The following is an 18,414-nucleotide window of genomic DNA, read 5'->3' as shown; positions in this document are numbered from 1 at the left end:
TGATCCGGAAGCCGCCGCGCCTACGCCGCCGAGCCGCCCCCGGAGGCCTCCGCCGCCTCGGCCTTCGCCGGCACCACCTCGGCCGTCCCGGCCCCGGAGCCGTGCCCCGACTGCCGTACGGACAAAGCGTTGTTGAAGCGCGTGAGCAGCGTGCAGAAGGACTCCCGCTCCTCCGGCGTCCAGCCGTCCGTCACCTCGACCATCAGCTGGCGCCGCGAGGAACGGACCTCCTCGAGACGCGCGAGGCCGCGCGGCGAGAGCTGGAGGACGACGGCCCGCCCGTCCTCCGGGTGCGAGGTGCGCTTCACGAGGCCCGTGTCGACCAGCGGGGCGACCTGCCGGGTGACGGTGGAGGAGTCGATGCCCATGCCCTCGGCGAGCGCCTTGACGCCCATCGGGCCTTCCTGGTCAAGCCTGTTGAGCAGGAGGTAGGCGGCCCGGTCCATGGAGTTGCGGAGCTGCCCCGTGCCGGCGAGGCGGGTCTGCTCGGCCCGGCGGGCGAAGACGGCCACCTGGTGCTGGAGGGCATCGAGGAGACCGGGGTCGAGCTCAGTCGTCATGTCCTGAGATGTGGGCATGGCTGTGGGTCTCTCTCGTGCGGGGGTGGTCGGTCGGTGGGGGACAGAGTACGCGGCCCCGCCGGGGTCCGTACCGGGGCTGCGCAAACCCGCTGACGCACCTGTCGCCCGGGCGGCCACCAGGGCCGTGAGCTGCGAGACTTGGTGTCATGAGCTTCCGTACGCGAGACCCCTTGCACCATCTGATGCTGGACGACGTGCGCGGTGCGCAGAAGATGCTGTCCGGGGTGTCCCGGGTGACCGCGATGGAGGGCAGCCGCCATCTGTCGTCCCTGGTCGGAGCGCCGGTCCAGCTCAAGTGCGAGAACCTCCAGCGGACCGGCTCCTTCAAGCTGCGCGGGGCGTACGTACGGATCGCGGGCCTGCGTCCCGAGGAGCGGGCGGCCGGTGTCGTCGCCGCGTCGGCGGGCAACCACGCGCAGGGCGTCGCCCTCGCCTCCAAGCTCCTCGGCGTGCACGCGACCGTGTTCATGCCGGTCGGCGCCCCGCTGCCGAAGGTCGCGGCGACCCGGGAGTACGGCGCCGACGTCCGGATGCACGGCCACGTCGTCGACGAGACCCTCGCGGCGGCGGAGCAGTACGCGCGGGAGACCGGCGCCGTCTTCATCCACCCCTTCGACCACCCCGACATCATCGCCGGTCAGGGCACCGTCGGCCTGGAGATCCTGGAGCAGTGCCCGGAGGTCCGGACGATCCTGGTGGGCATCGGCGGCGGCGGACTCGCGGCCGGCATCGGACTCGCCGTGAAGTCGCTGCGCCCCGACGTGAAGGTGATCGGCGTCCAGGCGGAGGGCGCGGCCGCCTACCCGCCCTCGCTGGCCGCCGGGCACCCGGTGGTGATCGAGTCGCCGGTGACGATGGCCGACGGGATCAAGGTGGGCCGGCCGGGCGACGTGCCGTTCGCGCTGATCCAGGAGTACGTCGACGAGGTCCGCACGGTCACCGAGGACCAGCTGTCCTCCGCGCTGCTGCTCTGCCTGGAGCGGGCCAAGCTGGTCGTCGAGCCGGCCGGCGCCAGCCCCGTCGCGGCCCTGCTCGGCGACCCGAAGGCCTTCCAGGGGCCGGTGGTCGCCGTCCTGTCCGGCGGCAACGTCGACCCGCTGCTGCTCCAGCGCATCCTGCGGCACGGCATGGCCGCCGGCGGCCGCTATCTGAGCCTGCGGCTGCGGGTCACCGACCGGCCGGGCGCCCTCGCGACCCTGCTCGCCGTCCTGACCGTGGTCGACGCGAACGTCCTGGACGTCAGTCACGTCCGTACCGATCCCCGCCTCGGCCTCACCGAGGCGGAGGTCGAACTGCACCTGGAGACCAAGGGCCCCGAGCACTGCCGGGAGGTCGAGGACGCCCTGCGGGACGCCGGCTACACGGTCCTCGGCTGACCCGCGATCGTGTGACCCCGCTCACCCATTCGCTGAGCGGGGTCCGCCCCGCGCGCCTAGGATCGGACGGAAACGCCCGAATCTCCCCGGGAGAATTCCTATGCCAGGCGCGATCTACGCCGAAGGTCTGGTGAAGACCTTCGGTGACGTACGAGCTCTGGACGGCGTCGACCTCGACGTACCCGAAGGCACCGTCCTCGGCCTGCTCGGCCCGAACGGCGCGGGGAAGACCACCACCGTGCGCGTCCTCACGACGCTCATCCAGCCGGACAGCGGCCGGGCCGTCGTCGCCGGGATCGACGTGCTCAAGCACCCCAACGAGGTCCGCCGCTCCATCGGCCTCTCCGGCCAGTTCGCCGCCGTCGACGAGTACCTCACCGGCCGCGAGAACCTCCAGATGGTCGGCCAGCTCTACCAGATGAAGTCGCACGCCGCGAAGGAGCGGGCCGGCGAGCTCCTCGACCGTTTCCACCTCGCCGACGCCGCCGACCGCCCCGCCAAGACGTACTCCGGCGGCATGCGCCGTCGCCTCGACCTCGCGGCGGCCCTCGTCGTCGCCCCGCCCGTCATGTTCATGGACGAGCCCACCACCGGCCTCGACCCCCGCAACCGGCAGGCCCTCTGGGACGTCATCAAGGAGCTCGTCGCGGGCGGTACGACCCTGCTCCTCACCACCCAGTACCTGGAGGAGGCCGACCACCTCGCCCACGACATCTGCGTCGTCGACCACGGCAAGGTCATCGCCCGCGGCACCGCCGACCAGCTCAAGGCCCAGACCGGCGGCGAACGCGTCGAGGTCGTCGTCCAACACCCTGAGATGATCGCCGGCGCCCGCGAGGTCCTCGCCCGCTACGGCATCGCGGGCCTCGGCCACGGCGAGGTCTCCGTCGAGGACCACGTCCGCAAGCTCACCGTCCCCGTCGCCGGCGGCGCCAAGCTGCTCGCCGAGGTCATCCGCGACCTGGACGCCGTCGGCGTCGAGATCGACGACATCGGCCTGCGCCGCCCCACCCTCGACGACGTCTTCATCTCCCTCACCGGCCACGCGGCCGAGCGCGAGCAGGAGGAGGAGAACGGCGCCGCCGCCGGCCAGGGCAAGGGCCGCAAGGACCGCAAGGACCGGAAGGAGAACGCCTCGTGACCTCCCTCACCGACACCGTCGCCGCGCCCCCGAAGCCGCGCGGTGGCATCGTCCAGTCGATCAACGACTCGCTGGTCGTCACCAAGCGCAACCTGATCCGGATGACCCGCATCCCGGAGATGGTCATCTTCGGACTGATCCAGCCCGTGATGTTCGTCGTCCTCTTCAGCTTCGTCTTCGGCGGCTCGATGAGCGTCGGCGGCAACACGGACCCGGACGTCTACCGCAACTTCCTGATGGCCGGCATCTTCGCCCAGACCGTCACCTTCGCCACCGCGGGAGCGGGCGCGGGCATCGCCGACGACATGCACAAGGGACTCGTCGACCGCTTCCGCTCGCTGCCCATGGCCCGCGGCGCCGTCCTCACCGGCCGCACCCTCGCCGACCTCGTACAGACCGCGCTGACCGTGGTGGTCCTCGCGATCGTCGGCCTCCTGGTCGGCTGGCGCATCCACAACGGCATCCCCAAGGCCCTCGGCGCCTTCGCCCTGCTCCTCCTCCTCGGCTACGCCTTCTCCTGGATCGGCGCCCTCATCGGCCTCTCCGTCCGCACCCCCGAGGCGGCGACCTCCGGCGGCCTCATCTGGCTCTTCCCGGTCACCTTCGTCTCCAACGCCTTCGTCGACCCCAGCATGATGGCCGACTGGATCCGCCCCATCGCCGAATGGAACCCCTTCAGCGCCACCGTCCAGGCCTGCCGCGAACTCTTCGGCAACCCCGGCGTCGTCCAGTCCGACGCCTGGCCCATGCAACACCCCGTCTGGGCCTCCATCCTCTGGTCGGTCCTCATCATCGTCGTCTTCCGCACGCTGTCCGTACGGAAGTACCGGTCGGCGACGGTGTGAGGCGCCGGGTCCGTCACGGCAGATAGCCGGAGACGACAAGGCCGTCGGGGAAGGCCAGGAAGACGGCCCCTCCGACGGCCAGCACGTCGCCGCCGGACTTCGGTGTGGGGGCGTCGTCAGGGGGGTTGGGCTGGTACCGCTCCACGTCGTCGTCCCCGGAAGACCCGGCCGCCGGATAGGACACCACAAAGGTCGCACCGGTCGTCACGACCCGGTCGCCCACGAGGTACACGCGGTCGGTGGCCTCGGCCGACTCGCGCCACCGCTCCCGCCCGCTTCCCAGGTCGTACGTGATCAACTCGCCGTTCCCGTCGATCAACGCGACGAGACCGTCCGCCCCGACCGCGGGACCGGCCTTGAGCCGGCCCCCGCCGCCGCCCAGCGTGCGCAGCCGCTTCATCGTGCGGACGTCGAGGACCACGACCGAGCCCTGTGCGCCGCCCGAGCAGAGGACGCTACCGCTCTTCTCGTGGACGGCGAAGGTGGTGCAGCCCTCCCGCACCTTCACCGGGTTCTTCCCCGTACCGGCGTCGAACGAGACCGCCTCCTCCGAGCCCAGCGTGACGAGCACCCGCCCGGCGCCCACCACGAGCTCCTCGGGCACCCCGTCGAGGGGCGCGCTCCACAGCTGCCGGCGGTCCTTGAGCCGCACGGCGGTGACGAGGCCCGTCCCTTCCTCGCGGTAGCCGAAGTACGTCGAGTACAGGACGCCGTCGACGAGGTCGGTGTGCTTGATGCCCCAGCCGCCCTCGGGCCCCGGGATACGCCCCTTCGCCTTGCCGTCGGCGAGCCCGTACACGGAGATCCCGTCCATGCCGGTCACGTACACGTCGTCGCCGACGACCGCCGGATACTTGGGCCCGCTCTGGTCGCTCTCGCGCCGGGCCGGCACCTTCCACACCTGCTTGCCGTCCGCCGCGCCGAGCGCCGTCACCGCCCCGGCGTTCCCGGGACAGACGAGGACCTTCGGGGACAGCGCGCAGGCGCCCACGCCTGGATCCACCTCGGTGGTCCAGGGCGCCCAGCCCGCCGGCCGGTAGGCACGGTCCGTCCCGGCCTTGCCGAAGTCGTTGGTGTGGCCCTCGGAGCCGTACGGCAGGACGACCTGGCTCAACGTGGCGGGAGCCGAGGTGCCGGGTCCGGCGCTCGTGCTGGGCGGCGATCCGGCGGACCCGCCCGCGGACGCCCCGCCCTGTCCGCCGCCCCGGTTCAGAAGCACCACGCCCGCCGTCGCCACCACGGCCACCGCCACCGCGCCCGCCACGACCGCGCCCCACGGGCGACGGCGCCGCACGGACTCGGCCGGGGCGCTGGGCCGCTGGTTCATGGCCGTGGGGGAGTACGGCACCACAGGACCGAGCGTCGGCAGATCCGCCACGCCCGCGCCCGAGGCCGCCGCCTCCCCGACGTTCCTCGCCGCCTCCCCGTACTCGGCGAGCAGCGACAACACCCCACCGGGCCAAGGGAACACCTCGGGCAGGCCCCCGTCGCCGAGCAGCGACACGAGCTCCGCCGCCGAAGGCCGCTCGTCCGGATCGAGCCGCAGGCAGGCCTCGATCACCGGCCGCAACTCCTCGGGCACGCCCGAGAGTTCGGCATCAGCCCGGCTGATCCGGTAGATCACGGCGGCCATCTCGTCGTCGTGGAAAGGCCCTTGGCCGCTCGCCGCGAACGCGAGCACGGCGCCCAGACAGAACACGTCGGACGCGGGCACCACGGCCCGGCTCCCCACCAGGTGTTCCGGCGACATGAACCCGGGCGAGCCCACCACCAGACCGGTCGAGGTCAGCGCCGTCGCCTCGAAGGCCTGCGCGATGCCGAAGTCGATGAGCTTCGGCCCGGCGGCGCCGAGCAGCACGTTCGCCGGCTTGAGGTCCCGGTGCAGCACCGACACCCCGTGCACCCCGGCCAGGGCCCCGGCGAGCGCCGCCCCGAGGGCCCGTACGGCCCCGACGGGCAGCGCCCCCGACCGTACGACCGCCTCGGCGAGCGACGGGCCCGGCACGTACTCGGTCGCCAGCCACGGCGAGACCGCGTCGGCGTCCGCGTCCACGAGCCGCGCCACCCCCGGCCCGTCGACCGTCCGCGCCGCCGCGATCTCCCGCCGGAACCGCGTCCGGAAGTCCGCGTCGACCTCCAGCTCCTCCCGTACGGTCTTCACCGCGACCATCCGGTGCGGATCGGCCGTCGGCGCGTCCGCACGGCAGGCGAGGTGCACCTCGCCCATCCCGCCGGCCCCGATCCGGGCGAGCAGCCGGTAGGGGCCGACGAGACGCGGGGGCTGCCCGGCGGGCAGGGCTTCCAGCAACGGACTACTCCTTCTCGGCGGGGAGTGCGACGGCGGAGACGACACCCTTGTCGAAGACGACGTAGGCGATGCCGCCGACCGGCAGCACCTCCGGCTCCCGGATCTTCTTGGCGACGAACTCGCCGTAGTTCGGGTCGTAGTCCTCTTCCTCGGCCCGCGCACCGGGCGCCCCGGGGACTGGGGTGACCTTGAGCCCGCCCGGCTTGCCGTCCCTGCCGAGCTTCACGGTGTAGAGCGAGGAGTAGTCGGCGTACACGACCTGATCGCCCGCGAGCAGCGGCGACGACCAGCTGTGGGCCAGGCCCGCCGGGGCCGCCTTGGCCGGGAAGGAGGCGAGCGTCTCGCCGGTGCGCGTGTCGAGGACCCGCAGGCCCTTGTCCCAGGCCACGACGGTGTGCGGGCCGATCGCCGTGGGCGCGGTCTTGCCGAGCGGGCCGGGCATCGACGCCTTGACGGCGAGGGTGCGGGGGTCGAGCTGGTGCAGCGTGGTGTCCGTTTTCTCGCCGTACCCGTCACCGGCGCAGTAGGCCGCCGCGCCGAGCACCTTGACCGTCTCGCAGGCCTTGGCGTCCGGGTCGGCCTGGCCGAGCTGCGTCCCGGTCTTCCCGTCGTACGCCACGAGCCCGCCCTGGCTGAGCGCGTAGACGACTCCGCGGGCGTAGGCCACCGGCTCGTACGCCTTGCGCTCGGCGTAGGAGATCTGACCGTTGGTGAGCTCCTTCGACCAGAGCCGGCGCCCGTCGGTCAGGGAGAACGCCGTCAGCGCGGCCCGCACCCATGTGGCGTCCTCCGTCACCTCGGTCGCCGCGAAGACGATCCCGTCCGCGACCACCGGCCGGGTCGCCCAGAAGCCCTGCGGCCCCTGGGCCGGCTTCTGCCAGCGCACCGCGCCTGTGCGCGCGTCGCGCACCTGGAGGGTGCGCCCGGCGACCAGGGCGACGCTTCCCTCGTGGACCGTCGGGCGGGTGGCGCTCCCGGCCGCGAGGGGGTAGCCGTGGGGGCTGACGTACGTCTCACCCGGCGTGTCCTTGGGCCGCTCGACATCCCACAACCTCCGCCCGCTCGCCGGGTCCAGCGCCTCGTACCGCCCGTCCGTCGTGCGGCACACCAGTACCTTCTCGCCGGCCGAGCAGCCGAAGGCGGCGGCGGTGAGCTTGGTGTGCCAGGGCTTCCAGTCGGCGGGCCGCTGGGCCGCGTTCTGCGGGACGACCCCGGAGGCGTCGGCGAGGCCGCGGTCGTCCACGCCCGGGATGCGCGGCGCGGCGGGCGGGGCCGCCCTGGGCGGCGTCTTCGGCTTCCCCGGCTCCGGCCACAGCAGGTACGTGCCGACGCCGCCGGCCACCACCGCGAGCGCGAGGACGGCGGCCAGGATCCGCCCGCGGCGCCGCGGCCGGGGCGGAGCCGCGGGAGGCGCGACGGGTGCCTGCGTCGGTACGGAGTGCAGCCCGGGGACGGCCGGGGTGACGACGGGGCCGGTGACGGGCGGGGCCTCCACGAGCGGCCCGCCCGAGGCCACCAGCTGGGCGAGCTCACGGCCGTACTCGCCGATGTGCTCCCGTACGCCCTCCGGCCACGGGAAGACCTTCGGCGCGGGGCCCGGCGCGAGCAGTTCCGCGAGCCGCTCCGGCGTGGGGCGGGCCGCCGGGTCGAGGGCCAGACAGGCGGCGACGACCTCGTGCAGCTCCTCCGGCACCCGGCTCAGGTCGGCCTCGGCCTGGGACACGCGGTAGAGGACGGCGGCGAGCGGACCGTCGACGAAGGGGTCCTCGCCGGTCGCCGCGTAGCAGAGGAGCGAGCCGAGGCAGAAGACGTCGGAGGCGTCGGTCACGTGCCGGGCGCCGGCCACGTGCTCGGGCGACATGAAGGCGGGCGTGCCGACCATGAGGCCGGTCGCGGTCATGGTCGTGGCGGCGTTGCTGCGGGCGATGCCGAAGTCGATCAGGCGGGGTCCGTCGACGGACAGCATGACGTTGCCGGGCTTCAGGTCCCGGTGCCGGACCTCCGCCCCGTGCAGGTCGGCCAGCGCCCGGGCGACGTCGGCGCCGAGCGCCCGCACGGTGGCGACCGGCAGCGCCCCGCCGCGCCGCACCGCCTGCGACAGGCTGGGCCCGGGCACGTATGCCGTGGCCAGCCACGGCACCTCCGCGTCCGCGTCACCCCCGACGGGCGCCGCCGCGTACCGGCTGTCGACGAGCCCGGCCACCCGGATCTCCCGCCGGAACCGGTCCCGGAACGCCGGATCCCCCGCGACGTCCCGCCGCACGGTCTTCACGGCGACGAACGTCCCGGCCGGTTCGCCCCGCCCCAGGAACACCTCGCCCATGCCGCCGGCGCCGAGCCGGGCGAGGACCTCGTAGGGTCCGATCCGTCGTGGCGCGCCCTCGCGCAGCGGTCCCAGCACAGTGCTCATCCCCCCTGATGACGCAACGTCAGGGCGGCATCATTGCATGTGCATGCAGCACGAAGGGCCGGCCCCGGTGGGGCCGGCCCTTCGCTCAAGGAATGCGGATCAGCTGCTGTACGGCTTGGCGCTGAGGATCTTCACCGTGGCCTTCTTGCCGTTCGGCAGCTCGTACTGCGCCTCGTCGCCGACCTTCTTGCCGTGGACGCCGACACCGAGCGGCGACTGCGGGGAGTAGGTCTCGATGTCGTCGCTCGCGTACTCGCGGGAGGCGAGCAGGAAGGTCACCGTGTCGTCCTCGTCGCCGTCGAAGGCGATCGTGACGACCATGCCGGGCTCGACGACGCCGTCGTCCGCCGGGGCCTCGCCGACCTTGGCGTGCTGGAGCAGCTGGGTGAGCTGGCGGACCCGGAGCTCCTGCTTGCCCTGTTCCTCCTTGGCCGCGTGGTACCCGCCGTTCTCGCGCAGGTCGCCCTCTTCGCGCGCCGCGGCGATCTTGGTCGCGATCTCGGTACGCGCGGGACCAGACAGGTACTCAAGCTCTTCCTTGAGCTTGTTGTACGCCTCCTGGGTGAGCCAGGTGACGTTGTCGCTGGTCTGGGTCACAGGTGCTCCTCGTAGGTACTGGGAATACAAAGCATCGCCCGACACGGGAATGCATGGCGTCCCGGGTGGGCGAAACCACGAGCCTAACAATGAGTGGCGGAAAGCGGGAGGACATAAACCATCGGGATGGCGTCGCCCCAGGTCACCGTGGTGACCCGCCAGGACTCGTCACCCGGTCCCTACCCACCGCTACGGCGCCGTACACCCCAGGAGCTCCGCGCTCGTCGCGCGGGCGGTGGTGCGGAGGGAGAAGACGCGGTCGATCCGGGCGTCCGGGTCGTCGATCCGCACATCCTTGCGAGCCACCTCGGCCCCGTCCTCGGAGCGGGAGCGGAGCGTGCAGACGCCCTTGACGCCCTCGTCCTTGCGGATCTCCAGATGGACCTGGACCTCGGAGTCGCTCACCACGTCGAACTTGATCAGCTCGCCGCTGATCTTGCTGTCGATCACGTAGTACCAGCCGAACCAGCCGACCAGGGCGACGAAGAGGACGCCGAGCACGGAGCCGACGATCCGGAGCTTGCGGTCGGCCCGCTCGTCCGCGGAGCGCCCGTAGCGCCCTTCGGGCAGCTGCTCTCGCACCGCGCTCATGATCGATCCTCTCCAAGCCGGGGTGGCGGAATTTTCACTCCCCCGATTCCGTCACTATAGAGACCTGGCTTCGCACCGAATCACTGAGGATCGAGTCTTGACTGAGCAGCTGCGACTGATGGCCGTTCACGCCCACCCCGACGACGAGTCGAGCAAGGGTGCGGCCACGATGGCCAAGTACGTGTCCGAGGGGGTGGACGTCATCGTGGTGACGTGCACGGGCGGCGAGCGCGGCTCGGTCCTCAATCCCCAGCTTCAGGGCGACCCCTACATCGAGAAGAACATCCACGAGGTCCGCCGCAAGGAGATGGACGAGGCCCGCGAGATCCTCGGCGTCTCCCAGGAATGGCTGGGCTTCGTCGACTCCGGCCTCCCCGAGGGCGACCCGCTGCCCCCGCTGCCCGAGGGCTGTTTCGCCCTGGAGGACGTGGACACCGCCGCCGGCGCCCTGGTCCGCAAGATCCGCTCCTTCCGTCCGCAGGTCGTCACGACCTACGACGAGAACGGCGGCTACCCGCACCCCGACCACATCATGACCCACAAGATCACGATGGTGGCCTTCGACGGCGCGGCCGACGCGGTGAAGTACCCCGAGGCCGAGTTCGGCCCGCTCTGGCAGCCCCTGAAGCTCTACTACAACCAGGGCTTCAACCTCCCCCGCACCACCGCCCTCCACGAGGCGCTCATCGCCCGCGGCATGGAGTCCCCCTACGGGGAGTGGCTGGAGCGCTGGAAGGAGTTCGAGCGCCAGCCCCGCACGCTGACCACCTTCGTGCCCTGCGCCGACTTCTTCGAGACCCGCGACAAGGCCCTCATCGCCCACCGCACCCAGATCGACCCCGACGGCGGCTGGTTCCGCGTCCCGATGGAGATCCAGAAGGAGGTCTGGCCCACGGAGGAGTACGAGCTCAGCAAGGCCCTGGTGCCGACCTCCCTCCCCGAGGAAGATCTCTTCGCGGGCATCCGCGACAATGCCTGTTATTCCGGATGAACTACGCAGGTCTGAACGGGTCTAGCTGATCGTCTGTTCGAGGCATGGGGCGCGCGTCGGGTCTCCTCCTTCGTGAGGGGGCCCGATGGGATGCCGACCAAGATCGAAAGGACGTCCGTCTCCCATGCCCCGAGTACGACCGAACCACGATGGCCTGGACGCGTGGATGAACTCCCGAGTCGCCACCGGTCACGTCAAGGAGTCCACCGCGCGGGTCTCCGCCGGACACATCAACTCGATGGCCCGCCGCCTCGGCGTCGACCCGATAGATCTCCCGTCCGATGCCGTCGCCCGGCACTTCGCCGGACGGTCCGTCTCGCCGGACAGCGTTGAGGTCTACGGCACGTCCCTCAAGGCCTGGCGCCGGTGGCTCGAACTCGGGGCCCGATCCTTCGCCGACGCCCGCCAGGAACTCGACTACGAGAAGCTGGAGGACGACGACCTGCGGGCGTGGGCCCGCAAGATGAACCGCCGCAAGGCCGCGAACACCGTAGAGGGCTACATCCGGCAGGTGAGCCTGATCGCCCGCAGCGCCGACTGCTCCGCGCGCGAGCTCACCGGCGAGGACATCGAAGCGCACATCGACGAGTGCGACGACCGGCAGATGGCCCGCAAGGGCGAGCTGCTGAGGGCCAACACCGTCCGGGCCAAACTCGCCGCCGTCCGCGCCTTCTGCCGCTTCATGAAGGTGGCGGACATCACAGCCGGCCTCGACTTCGAGCTGGACGAGCGCAACAGCTCCACCACTCTGCCGATCCCGCGCGAGTCGCTCATGTACCTGCTCGACTGCGCCGAAGTCGAGATGCAGAGCGAGGACGCCGAGACCGCGCTCGAAGCCAAGCGGGTGCGCTCCCTGCTGCTCCTCATGGCCACCATGGGCCACCGCGTCCACGAGGCGCACGGCACCGACATGGGCGGCCTGGAATACCGCGACGGCCGGTCCTACCTCGCCCTGGCCAAGTTCAAGAGGGGGCAGCGCCAGGCACCGCTGTGGCTGCGCTGCTCGGCCCAGGTAGAGGCAGACATCCGAGAGAACTGGCCCGACGGCGGCCGGATCGTTCCCGACTGGTGGAGCGTCGGCCGCACGCGAACCCTCATGGTCTCCTTCGGGCTCCGCCACGGGGTCGTCTTCCACACCCACCAGCTCCGCGCCCGCTTCGCCACCGACATGTACCGGGCCACCCGCAACGACATCATGGCCGTCAAGCGGTACATGCGACACCGCAGCATCAAGACCACCGAGCGCTACATCCACCTGGACGACTGCGACCCGGTCCACGACATCGCCTACGCCCTGGGGAGCGACCTCACCGCCCGCCCGCCGGTGAAGCCCGCGCCGATGCCGGGACCGCGCCGCGTGGTCACGGTCGGCACCAAGCAGTGGGTACCCGCAGAGTAGACGCCGCCGCCGAAGGGGGCCCGGACCACCCGTCCGGGCCCCCTTCGGCGTGTCCGGGAGTGCGTCAGCCCCTCGCCGGTATGACGATCTGATCATGACTCCCGAAGCCGTCACAGCCGTCATGAGCTTGAGCATGGCCCTCTGCGTCCTGATCCTCGGGGCCATGGTCATCACGCTCGTCTACCGGGTGATGCCGCCGCGCCCGGCGGACCGGCTCGCCGCCGAGCGCCGCGCCGCCTACCGGTACGCAGTGGAGAGCGCCGAGGGGCACGGTGCGCACGACACGCACCGGTTTCACAACCCCGGAGACGAGGGAGGGTTCGGCTTTCGGCAACACCCTGGCCGTGACCGCTGACGAACGTCAGCTCTTCCAGCTCCTGACCGGCTGCATGCTCGCCGCCCTGGTGCTCGTGTTCGTCGTCGTCGGATAGAGACCCCACCCCACCGTGGCAAGGACCGGTGCACCGGGTAGGCCGACGATGTGACCAGCGCACTGAACGACCAGGGGAGCAGCTCGGAGTGGCGCCGCACGCGCGCCGTGGTCCTGGCCGAAGAGCCCATGTGCCGGTGGTGCGGTGAGCCTGCCACCGAGGCTGACCACATCATCCCGCGCAAGTACGGCGGGGATGACCGGCGAGAGAACCTCGCGGCCTCCTGCCAGCCGTGCAACCTGGCCCGCGAGCAGGGCCACTACAACGCGCCGCCGTCGCGCGAGTGGTGACTCAGACCGAGGCCGGCCGCGACACACAGTGAGAACCGCGGGGCGCCGTCGCGCCCCGATTTTTTGAGATCCGGGGCCGCCAGGACACCCCGCGCCCCCCTGTTCTCTCTCCCCGACCAAGGGAGGGGGGGGTACCGCCCAGCGCGCGCCAATACGCGCCTGACCAGTGAGGATGGAGAGCATGGCGTCTACTAAGCGCACGCGTACGACCAGGGGGGCCAGCGTCCCCAAGCCCCGCCGGGCCGCCGGACGCTGCGAGCGCGGAGCCGAGGCCGCCATCCGGGCTTCCCGCGCCGGGGGCAAGGCTGACCCGACCCGCGCCGCCGTGGAATCCGTCGTACGGGTCGCCGCTCGGGCGCTCGACCTCGCGGCCGACGACCCGTATGCGGTCGCGCAGCTCCTCGGGAAGGTCGTAGACGTGATGACCCTCGCCGGTCTCGTACCGCAGCCCGTGGGGGCCGTCGATGACACGTGGGAAGCATTCGAGCGAGCTATGGCCACCCCCGAAGTGGTCTACCCGGCCGACCCCCGGTAGCGCGTCGTTCGGTCCGGCCGTCGGCCGCCTGGCCGCCGCGCTCGGCACGCCGCTGATGCCGTGGCAGCAGTACGTGGCGAACGTCGCCCTGGAGGTGAACGACGCGGGGACCGGCTTCCGCTACTCCTCCGCGCTCGTCTCCGTCCCAAGGCAGTCGGGCAAGACGACGCTCATGCGCCCGGTCATGGCGCACCGCTGCAACATGATCCCGGACGCGTCCACGTGGCTCACGGCACAGAAGCGGATGGACGCCCGGGACATCTGGCTCAAGACCGTCAAGCACATCGACCGCTCCCCGCTGAAGACCATCACGACCACCCGCAAGACCAACGGCTCGGAGGGGACGTTCTTCCGCAACGGCAGCGAGATCAGAGTGTTCGCGCCGACCGAGGACGCGCTGCACTCCAAGACCACCGACCTGGTCGGCGTGGATGAGATGTGGGCGTTCTCCGCCGACGTCGGCCGCATGCTCCTACAGGCCATCGACCCGACCCAGGCCACCCGGCCGTGGGCGCAGATCTGGTACGTCTCGACCGCCGGGAACGGGCGCTCGACATGGATGCGGCCGATGGTCGACCGGCTGCGCGCCGAGCTTGCCGACGGCACCGCCGGCGAGACGGCGTTCTTCGAGTGGGGCATTCCCGAGGACGCCGACCTTGACGACCTGGACGTGTACGCCGCGCACCACCCTGCCGTGGGCCACACGATCACCAGGGACGTGCTGCGCCGCTCCCGTGACCGCATGGACGCCGCCGAGTTCGCGCGCGCCTACGGCAACTACTGGGTGTCGTCGTCGTCGTTCTTCCTGGCTCCGGCTGTCTGGGACTCCGGCCGTGCCTTCGCGCCACTCGGCCCCGGGCCGGTCGCGTTCGGCGTCGAGCAGAATCCGGACGGCTCCGGCGCCGTCATCGTCGCCGCCGGGACCCTGCCCGACGGCCGCCGCGCCGTCGAGCTGGTGGAGCACCGGGGCGGGGTCGGGTGGCTCACGCCCCGACTCCTGGAACTCATCCAGCGCCACCGCCCGGCCGCCGTGGTCGTCGACCCGTACGGCCCGGCCCGGAGCACGTACAAGGCGCTGACCGAGCAGCACCGCGTACGCGTGCCACTGATTGAAGGATTCAGCGCCGCTGACCTGATCCAGGCCAACGACGAGTTCGTGAACGGGCTGGTGGAGAAGTCGGTAGCGCACCGGTCCCATCAGCGGCTGGACGCCGCGCTGGCGTGCGCCACCTCCCGGCAGGTGCGCGAGCAGTCCGTGATCTCCCGGCAGACGACGACCGAGGGCGAGCACCCGGCAGCGCTGATCGCCGGGATGCTCGCTGCGTACGGGCTGGCCCACCCACCCGAGGTCGGGTCCCGACCGCAGGTCGGCTCCGCGAACGGCTGACCCCGGCCGCGTACCTCTCGTACGTCTCCGCCGGAGCCGGTACGTCATCGAGAAGACGTACCGCCCGCGCCCCGTGGCTTCACTCTGGGTCGCAGCCGGCCCCGCTTTGCGTGACGTGACGTGGGTCACGAGTTCTCGAGAACTCCGACGTGCTGACACGAGTAAGCGGAGGTAGCCTCCGCGTATGGGTTGGTCGTGGCCGTTCCAGCGTCCGCCGCACAGTGGCGAGGCCGTGCAGGCGAGTCGCTCGATCACGATCGGGGACGACCCCCCTCCGCCCCGCCATGACGGACTGAATCCGGCACTCGCTGCCCGCATCAACGGCACCGACCCCGGATGGTTCAGCGGACCCGTACCGCGCTCGATCGCGATGCGGGTGCCGACCGTCAGGCGGGGCGTCCGCCTCATCGCCGGGGCCATCGGCTCCCTACCGCTCAAGCGCTGGCGTGACGGCGTGGAGATCCCCTCCGGGCCGCTCCTTGAGCAGCCGGAGACGTGGCGCCCCTACTGCCGTTCCATCTCCGCGCTCGTGGGCGACCTGATCCTCTACCCCTTCGCCTGGTGGCTGGTCATCGAGCGGGACGCCTGGACGCAGTACCCGACCAAGGTCGTCCGCCTGGACCCCGACTACGTCCAGGTGGAGACCGAGCCGGGGACGGACGAGATCATCCGCGAGTGGGCGACGTACAAGGGCCGACAGGTCAACGCCGCCGACCTGATCCAGTTCGAGGGCCCCGACGAGGGCCTCCTGGACTTCGGGCGGGACACGATCCTGATGGCGCTGGCGCTGGAGGCCGCCGCCGGACGGTACGCGTCGCCGGAGATCCCGACCGGCATCCTCAAGCAGACGTCGCAGTACGACCTGACCGACGCCGAGGTAGACGCGCTCCTGGACCGCTGGGAAGCGTCCCGGCGCCTGCGCGGTACGGGCTGGCTCAACAACGGGGTCGACTACCAGGGCGTGGGCACGACCCCGGCTGACTTCCAGCTGGTGGAGTCCCGCGAAGAGAACGCGCTTCAGCTCTGTCGCCACCTGGGCTTGCCGCCCCGCTACGCCGCCGTCTCCTCGGGCGACTCCCTCACCTACTCCACCCAGGTCTCAGAGCGCCGCGACCTCATCGAACTGTGCTTCGCGCCGTACCTGAACGCGATCGAGCAGCGGCTCTCGATGTCCGACCGCAACGGCACCCCGCGCGGACAGAAGGTCCGGTTCGACTTCACCGAGTTCCTGCGGGGCGTGCCGCTGGAGCGTGCCGAGCGGTACGCCCGGCTGGTCCCGCTGGGGGTCATGTCCCCGAAGGAAGCCCGCGACGCCGAGGGGCTCACGGGGCCCGTTCCGACGCCGCCCTCGTCGTCACCCGATGCGAGGCCGGCCGCGACTCCCAGTAGCGAGGACGAGCGATGATCCTGCACCTGTACGCCCCGCTGGAGCTGCGCGCCGAGGACGACGCCGCCGAGCAGCCCCCCACCGACCGCGCCCAGCCCAACCGGTCCGTGGGGGGCACCATCCTCAGCTACGGCGTTCGCGCCCACCCCTCGGGGCCGTTCCCCGCCGTCACCTTCGCGCCCGGCTCGCTCGCGGCGGACACCGACCTGTCCCGCGTCAAGCTGCTGCGGGACCACGACTCCCGGCAGCCGCTCGGCGTGATGTCCGAGCTGGCCGACACCGAGGCCAACGCCGACGCGACGTTCCGCGTCGGCTCACACACCGCCGCGTCCGAGGCGCTCGCCCTGGCCGCTGAGGGCATCCTCGACGGCTTCTCTGTCGGCGTCGAGCCACTGGAGTGGACCGAGGACGAGGACGGCGACGGCGTGACCATCACCCGCGCCCGGCTCCGAGAGGTCTCTCTCGTGGCGCTGCCCGCGTACACCGACGCGCGCGCCGTGCGCGTGGCCGCTCAGAAAGGAACCCCCATGTCCGGTAACCCCACCCAGGCCCCGGCCCCGACCCAGCCCCCGGCTCCGGCTCCGGCCACGGGCGGGGACCTCCCGCTGACGGCCGCCGACGTGGCCGAGCTCCGCGCGATGCTGGCCGCCCAGCGCACCCCGGCCCCCGCTCCGGCCCCGGAGCCGGTGGCGCCGGTGACGGCCGCGCCGCTCGCCCCGGCCATCCCGGCCGCCACCGCGACCATCACGGCCACGAACCGGTTGGACGCCGACGGGTACCGGCGCACGCTCCCGGCCGTCGTCGTCGGCCGCGAGCGGGTCGACGCGTGCGACTACCTCGCCGCGTCCCTGGAACTCCTGGTCCACGGCAACGCCGCGCCGTTCGAGCGCGTGCGCCGCGTCCTGGCCGCCGTCGCCCACGAGACCACCGACCTGGTGCCGGGTCTGCTGCCGGAGGTCATCACCGGCCCGATGCTGGACCAGCTCGCCCCGGAGCGGCCCGTGTGGCTCTCCCTCTCGCCCCGTGCGATGCCCTCGACCTCGAACAGCTTCAAGAGGCTGCGGATCACCCAGCACACCCAGACCGGCGACCAGACCGCCGAGAAGACCGAGCTTCCGAACCGGCCGCTGAAGGTCGACGAGGACGACGTGCCCAAGAAGACCAAGGGCGGGTACGTCAACATCAGTCGTCAGGTGCTCGACTGGACGACCCCGGGCGCGCTCGCGCTCATCGTCCAGGACCTGATGGCCAACCTGATCCAGGACACGGAAGACGTGGCGTGCGCCGCGCTCGTGGCCGCCGCGACGGACTCCGTCACCGCCGACCTGACGGACCCGGCCGCGCTCAACGGCGCCGTGTACCAGGCAGCCGCGAAGGTCTACACCGCCGTGGCCGCGCGCCGGACGGCCGCTGACCGGGTGTGGATGTCGCCGGACGTGTGGGCGGCTATCGGCGCGATGGTCGACGGCGACAAGAGGCCGCTGTTCCCCGCGCTCTCCCCGTCGAACGCGCTCGGATCGTTCCGGCCGACCGAGCCGACCGGCTCCGGCTCCGACTTCGTCGGCTTCCGGCCCGTCGTCTCCGCCGGGCTCCCGACCGCGACGCTCATCGTCGGGGCCTCCGAGGCCATCGAGGTCTACGAGGACCAGCGCGGCACCCTTCAGGCGGTAGAGCCGTCCGTTCTCGGCACGCAGGTGGCCGCCTACGCCTACGTGGCCACGTACAACGCGCAGCCGAAGAAGCTCGTGGCGCTCAAGCAGACCCCGCCGACCACCCCGGCGAAGTGACCGGCCGTGGCTACCAGCATCACCACCGCCGAGGTCGTGGCGATCATCGGCATTCCCGAACCAGCCACCGGCAGCCCAGACGCCGTGTGGCTGGCCGGGGCCGTCGCCGCCATCAACGCGCTGGCCGTCGACACCATCCCGCGCCTACGCGTCACGCCCTCGCCGGCCGAGTGGCCGGACGACATCCGCACGGGCCTGATGATGCAGGCGCAACGCCTCTTCGCCCGCCGCTCCTCGCCGACCGGCATCGTCGGCTACTCCGACGTGGGCGGCTCGACCGCCTACATCAGCCGCTGGGACCCCGACGTCGAGCGCCTGCTGCGCATCGGCTCGTGGTCCCCGCCGCAGGTCGGGTGAT

At 71.8% G+C, this 18,414-nt stretch carries 17 protein-coding genes; 12 read left to right on the top strand and 5 right to left on the bottom strand.

What is annotated here, in order from left to right; all coding sequences use genetic code 11:
* Window positions 1–20: 20 nt before the first annotated feature.
* Window positions 21–578, bottom strand: a complete 558-nt coding sequence (locus ACZ7G1_RS38155; RefSeq protein WP_470877794.1) for a MarR family winged helix-turn-helix transcriptional regulator — start codon at window positions 576–578, stop codon at window positions 21–23.
* A gap of 149 nt (window positions 579–727) precedes the next feature.
* Between ACZ7G1_RS38155 and ilvA the strand changes: the two genes are divergently transcribed.
* The 3 genes from ilvA to ACZ7G1_RS38140 all read left to right on the top strand — a co-directional run bounded on the left by ilvA (window position 728) and on the right by ACZ7G1_RS38140 (window position 3,943).
* On the top strand, window positions 728–1,957 hold the full coding sequence (ilvA, locus tag ACZ7G1_RS38150; protein WP_470877795.1) for a threonine ammonia-lyase: 1,230 nt from the start codon (window positions 728–730) through the stop codon (window positions 1,955–1,957).
* 100 nt (window positions 1,958–2,057) lie between these two features.
* Window positions 2,058–3,098 carry an ATP-binding cassette domain-containing protein gene (locus ACZ7G1_RS38145; RefSeq protein ID WP_470877796.1) on the top strand — a complete coding sequence of 347 codons (1,041 nt, stop codon included), beginning with the start codon at window positions 2,058–2,060 and terminating at the stop codon, window positions 3,096–3,098.
* Entirely contained in the window at window positions 3,095–3,943 is an 849-nt protein-coding gene (locus ACZ7G1_RS38140; RefSeq protein WP_470877797.1) for an ABC transporter permease, read from the top strand. Before ACZ7G1_RS38145 ends, ACZ7G1_RS38140 begins: the two co-directional genes overlap by 4 nt.
* Before the next feature lie 13 nt (window positions 3,944–3,956).
* Here ACZ7G1_RS38140 and ACZ7G1_RS38135 read toward each other — a convergent pair whose 3' ends face one another.
* The 4 genes from ACZ7G1_RS38135 to ACZ7G1_RS38120 all read right to left on the bottom strand — a co-directional run bounded on the left by ACZ7G1_RS38135 (window position 3,957) and on the right by ACZ7G1_RS38120 (window position 9,849).
* Window positions 3,957–6,251 carry a protein kinase domain-containing protein gene (locus ACZ7G1_RS38135; protein ID WP_470877798.1) on the bottom strand — a complete coding sequence of 765 codons (2,295 nt, stop codon included), beginning with the start codon at window positions 6,249–6,251 and terminating at the stop codon, window positions 3,957–3,959.
* Window positions 6,252–6,255: 4 nt separating this feature from the next.
* A complete protein-coding gene (locus ACZ7G1_RS38130; protein WP_470877799.1) occupies window positions 6,256–8,661 on the bottom strand; it encodes a protein kinase domain-containing protein in 2,406 nt (801 codons plus the stop codon).
* Between the two features lie 99 nt (window positions 8,662–8,760).
* A complete protein-coding gene (gene greA / locus ACZ7G1_RS38125; protein WP_470877800.1) occupies window positions 8,761–9,258 on the bottom strand; it encodes a transcription elongation factor GreA in 498 nt (165 codons plus the stop codon).
* A gap of 189 nt (window positions 9,259–9,447) precedes the next feature.
* A complete protein-coding gene (locus ACZ7G1_RS38120; protein ID WP_470877801.1) occupies window positions 9,448–9,849 on the bottom strand; it encodes a DUF4307 domain-containing protein in 402 nt (133 codons plus the stop codon).
* A gap of 97 nt (window positions 9,850–9,946) precedes the next feature.
* Between ACZ7G1_RS38120 and mca the strand changes: the two genes are divergently transcribed.
* The 9 genes from mca to ACZ7G1_RS38075 all read left to right on the top strand — a co-directional run bounded on the left by mca (window position 9,947) and on the right by ACZ7G1_RS38075 (window position 18,413).
* Window positions 9,947–10,840, top strand: coding sequence for a mycothiol conjugate amidase Mca (mca, locus tag ACZ7G1_RS38115; RefSeq protein ID WP_470877802.1), 894 nt, complete (start codon window positions 9,947–9,949; stop codon window positions 10,838–10,840).
* A 166-nt stretch (window positions 10,841–11,006) separates the two neighbouring features.
* Window positions 11,007–12,239 carry a tyrosine-type recombinase/integrase gene (locus ACZ7G1_RS38110; protein WP_470877803.1) on the top strand — a complete coding sequence of 411 codons (1,233 nt, stop codon included), beginning with the start codon at window positions 11,007–11,009 and terminating at the stop codon, window positions 12,237–12,239.
* 94 nt (window positions 12,240–12,333) lie between these two features.
* Window positions 12,334–12,594, top strand: coding sequence for a hypothetical protein (locus ACZ7G1_RS38105; RefSeq protein WP_470877804.1), 261 nt, complete (start codon window positions 12,334–12,336; stop codon window positions 12,592–12,594).
* Between the two features lie 126 nt (window positions 12,595–12,720).
* Window positions 12,721–12,960 carry an HNH endonuclease gene (locus ACZ7G1_RS38100; RefSeq protein ID WP_470877805.1) on the top strand — a complete coding sequence of 80 codons (240 nt, stop codon included), beginning with the start codon at window positions 12,721–12,723 and terminating at the stop codon, window positions 12,958–12,960.
* A 181-nt stretch (window positions 12,961–13,141) separates the two neighbouring features.
* Complete coding sequence (locus ACZ7G1_RS38095) at window positions 13,142–13,495, top strand: hypothetical protein (RefSeq protein ID WP_470877806.1); 354 nt, start codon at window positions 13,142–13,144, stop codon at window positions 13,493–13,495.
* Window positions 13,496–13,550: 55 nt separating this feature from the next.
* Complete coding sequence (locus ACZ7G1_RS38090) at window positions 13,551–14,882, top strand: hypothetical protein (protein WP_470877807.1); 1,332 nt, start codon at window positions 13,551–13,553, stop codon at window positions 14,880–14,882.
* A gap of 184 nt (window positions 14,883–15,066) precedes the next feature.
* Window positions 15,067–16,287: a phage portal protein gene (locus ACZ7G1_RS38085; protein WP_470877808.1), complete on the top strand. Its 1,221-nt coding sequence runs from the start codon at window positions 15,067–15,069 to the stop codon at window positions 16,285–16,287.
* Window positions 16,284–18,056 carry an HK97 family phage prohead protease gene (locus tag ACZ7G1_RS38080; RefSeq protein WP_470877809.1) on the top strand — a complete coding sequence of 591 codons (1,773 nt, stop codon included), beginning with the start codon at window positions 16,284–16,286 and terminating at the stop codon, window positions 18,054–18,056. The genes ACZ7G1_RS38085 and ACZ7G1_RS38080 overlap by 4 nt, the downstream gene beginning before the upstream one ends.
* A gap of 6 nt (window positions 18,057–18,062) precedes the next feature.
* Window positions 18,063–18,413 (top strand): hypothetical protein, encoded by a 351-nt coding sequence (locus tag ACZ7G1_RS38075; protein WP_470877810.1) that lies wholly within the window; start codon window positions 18,063–18,065, stop codon window positions 18,411–18,413.
* Window position 18,414: the final 1 nt, after the last annotated feature.

This window comes from Streptomyces sp. NPDC037273 (assembly GCF_055603625.1).
This window is presented reverse-complemented; position numbering and strand designations above follow the sequence as displayed.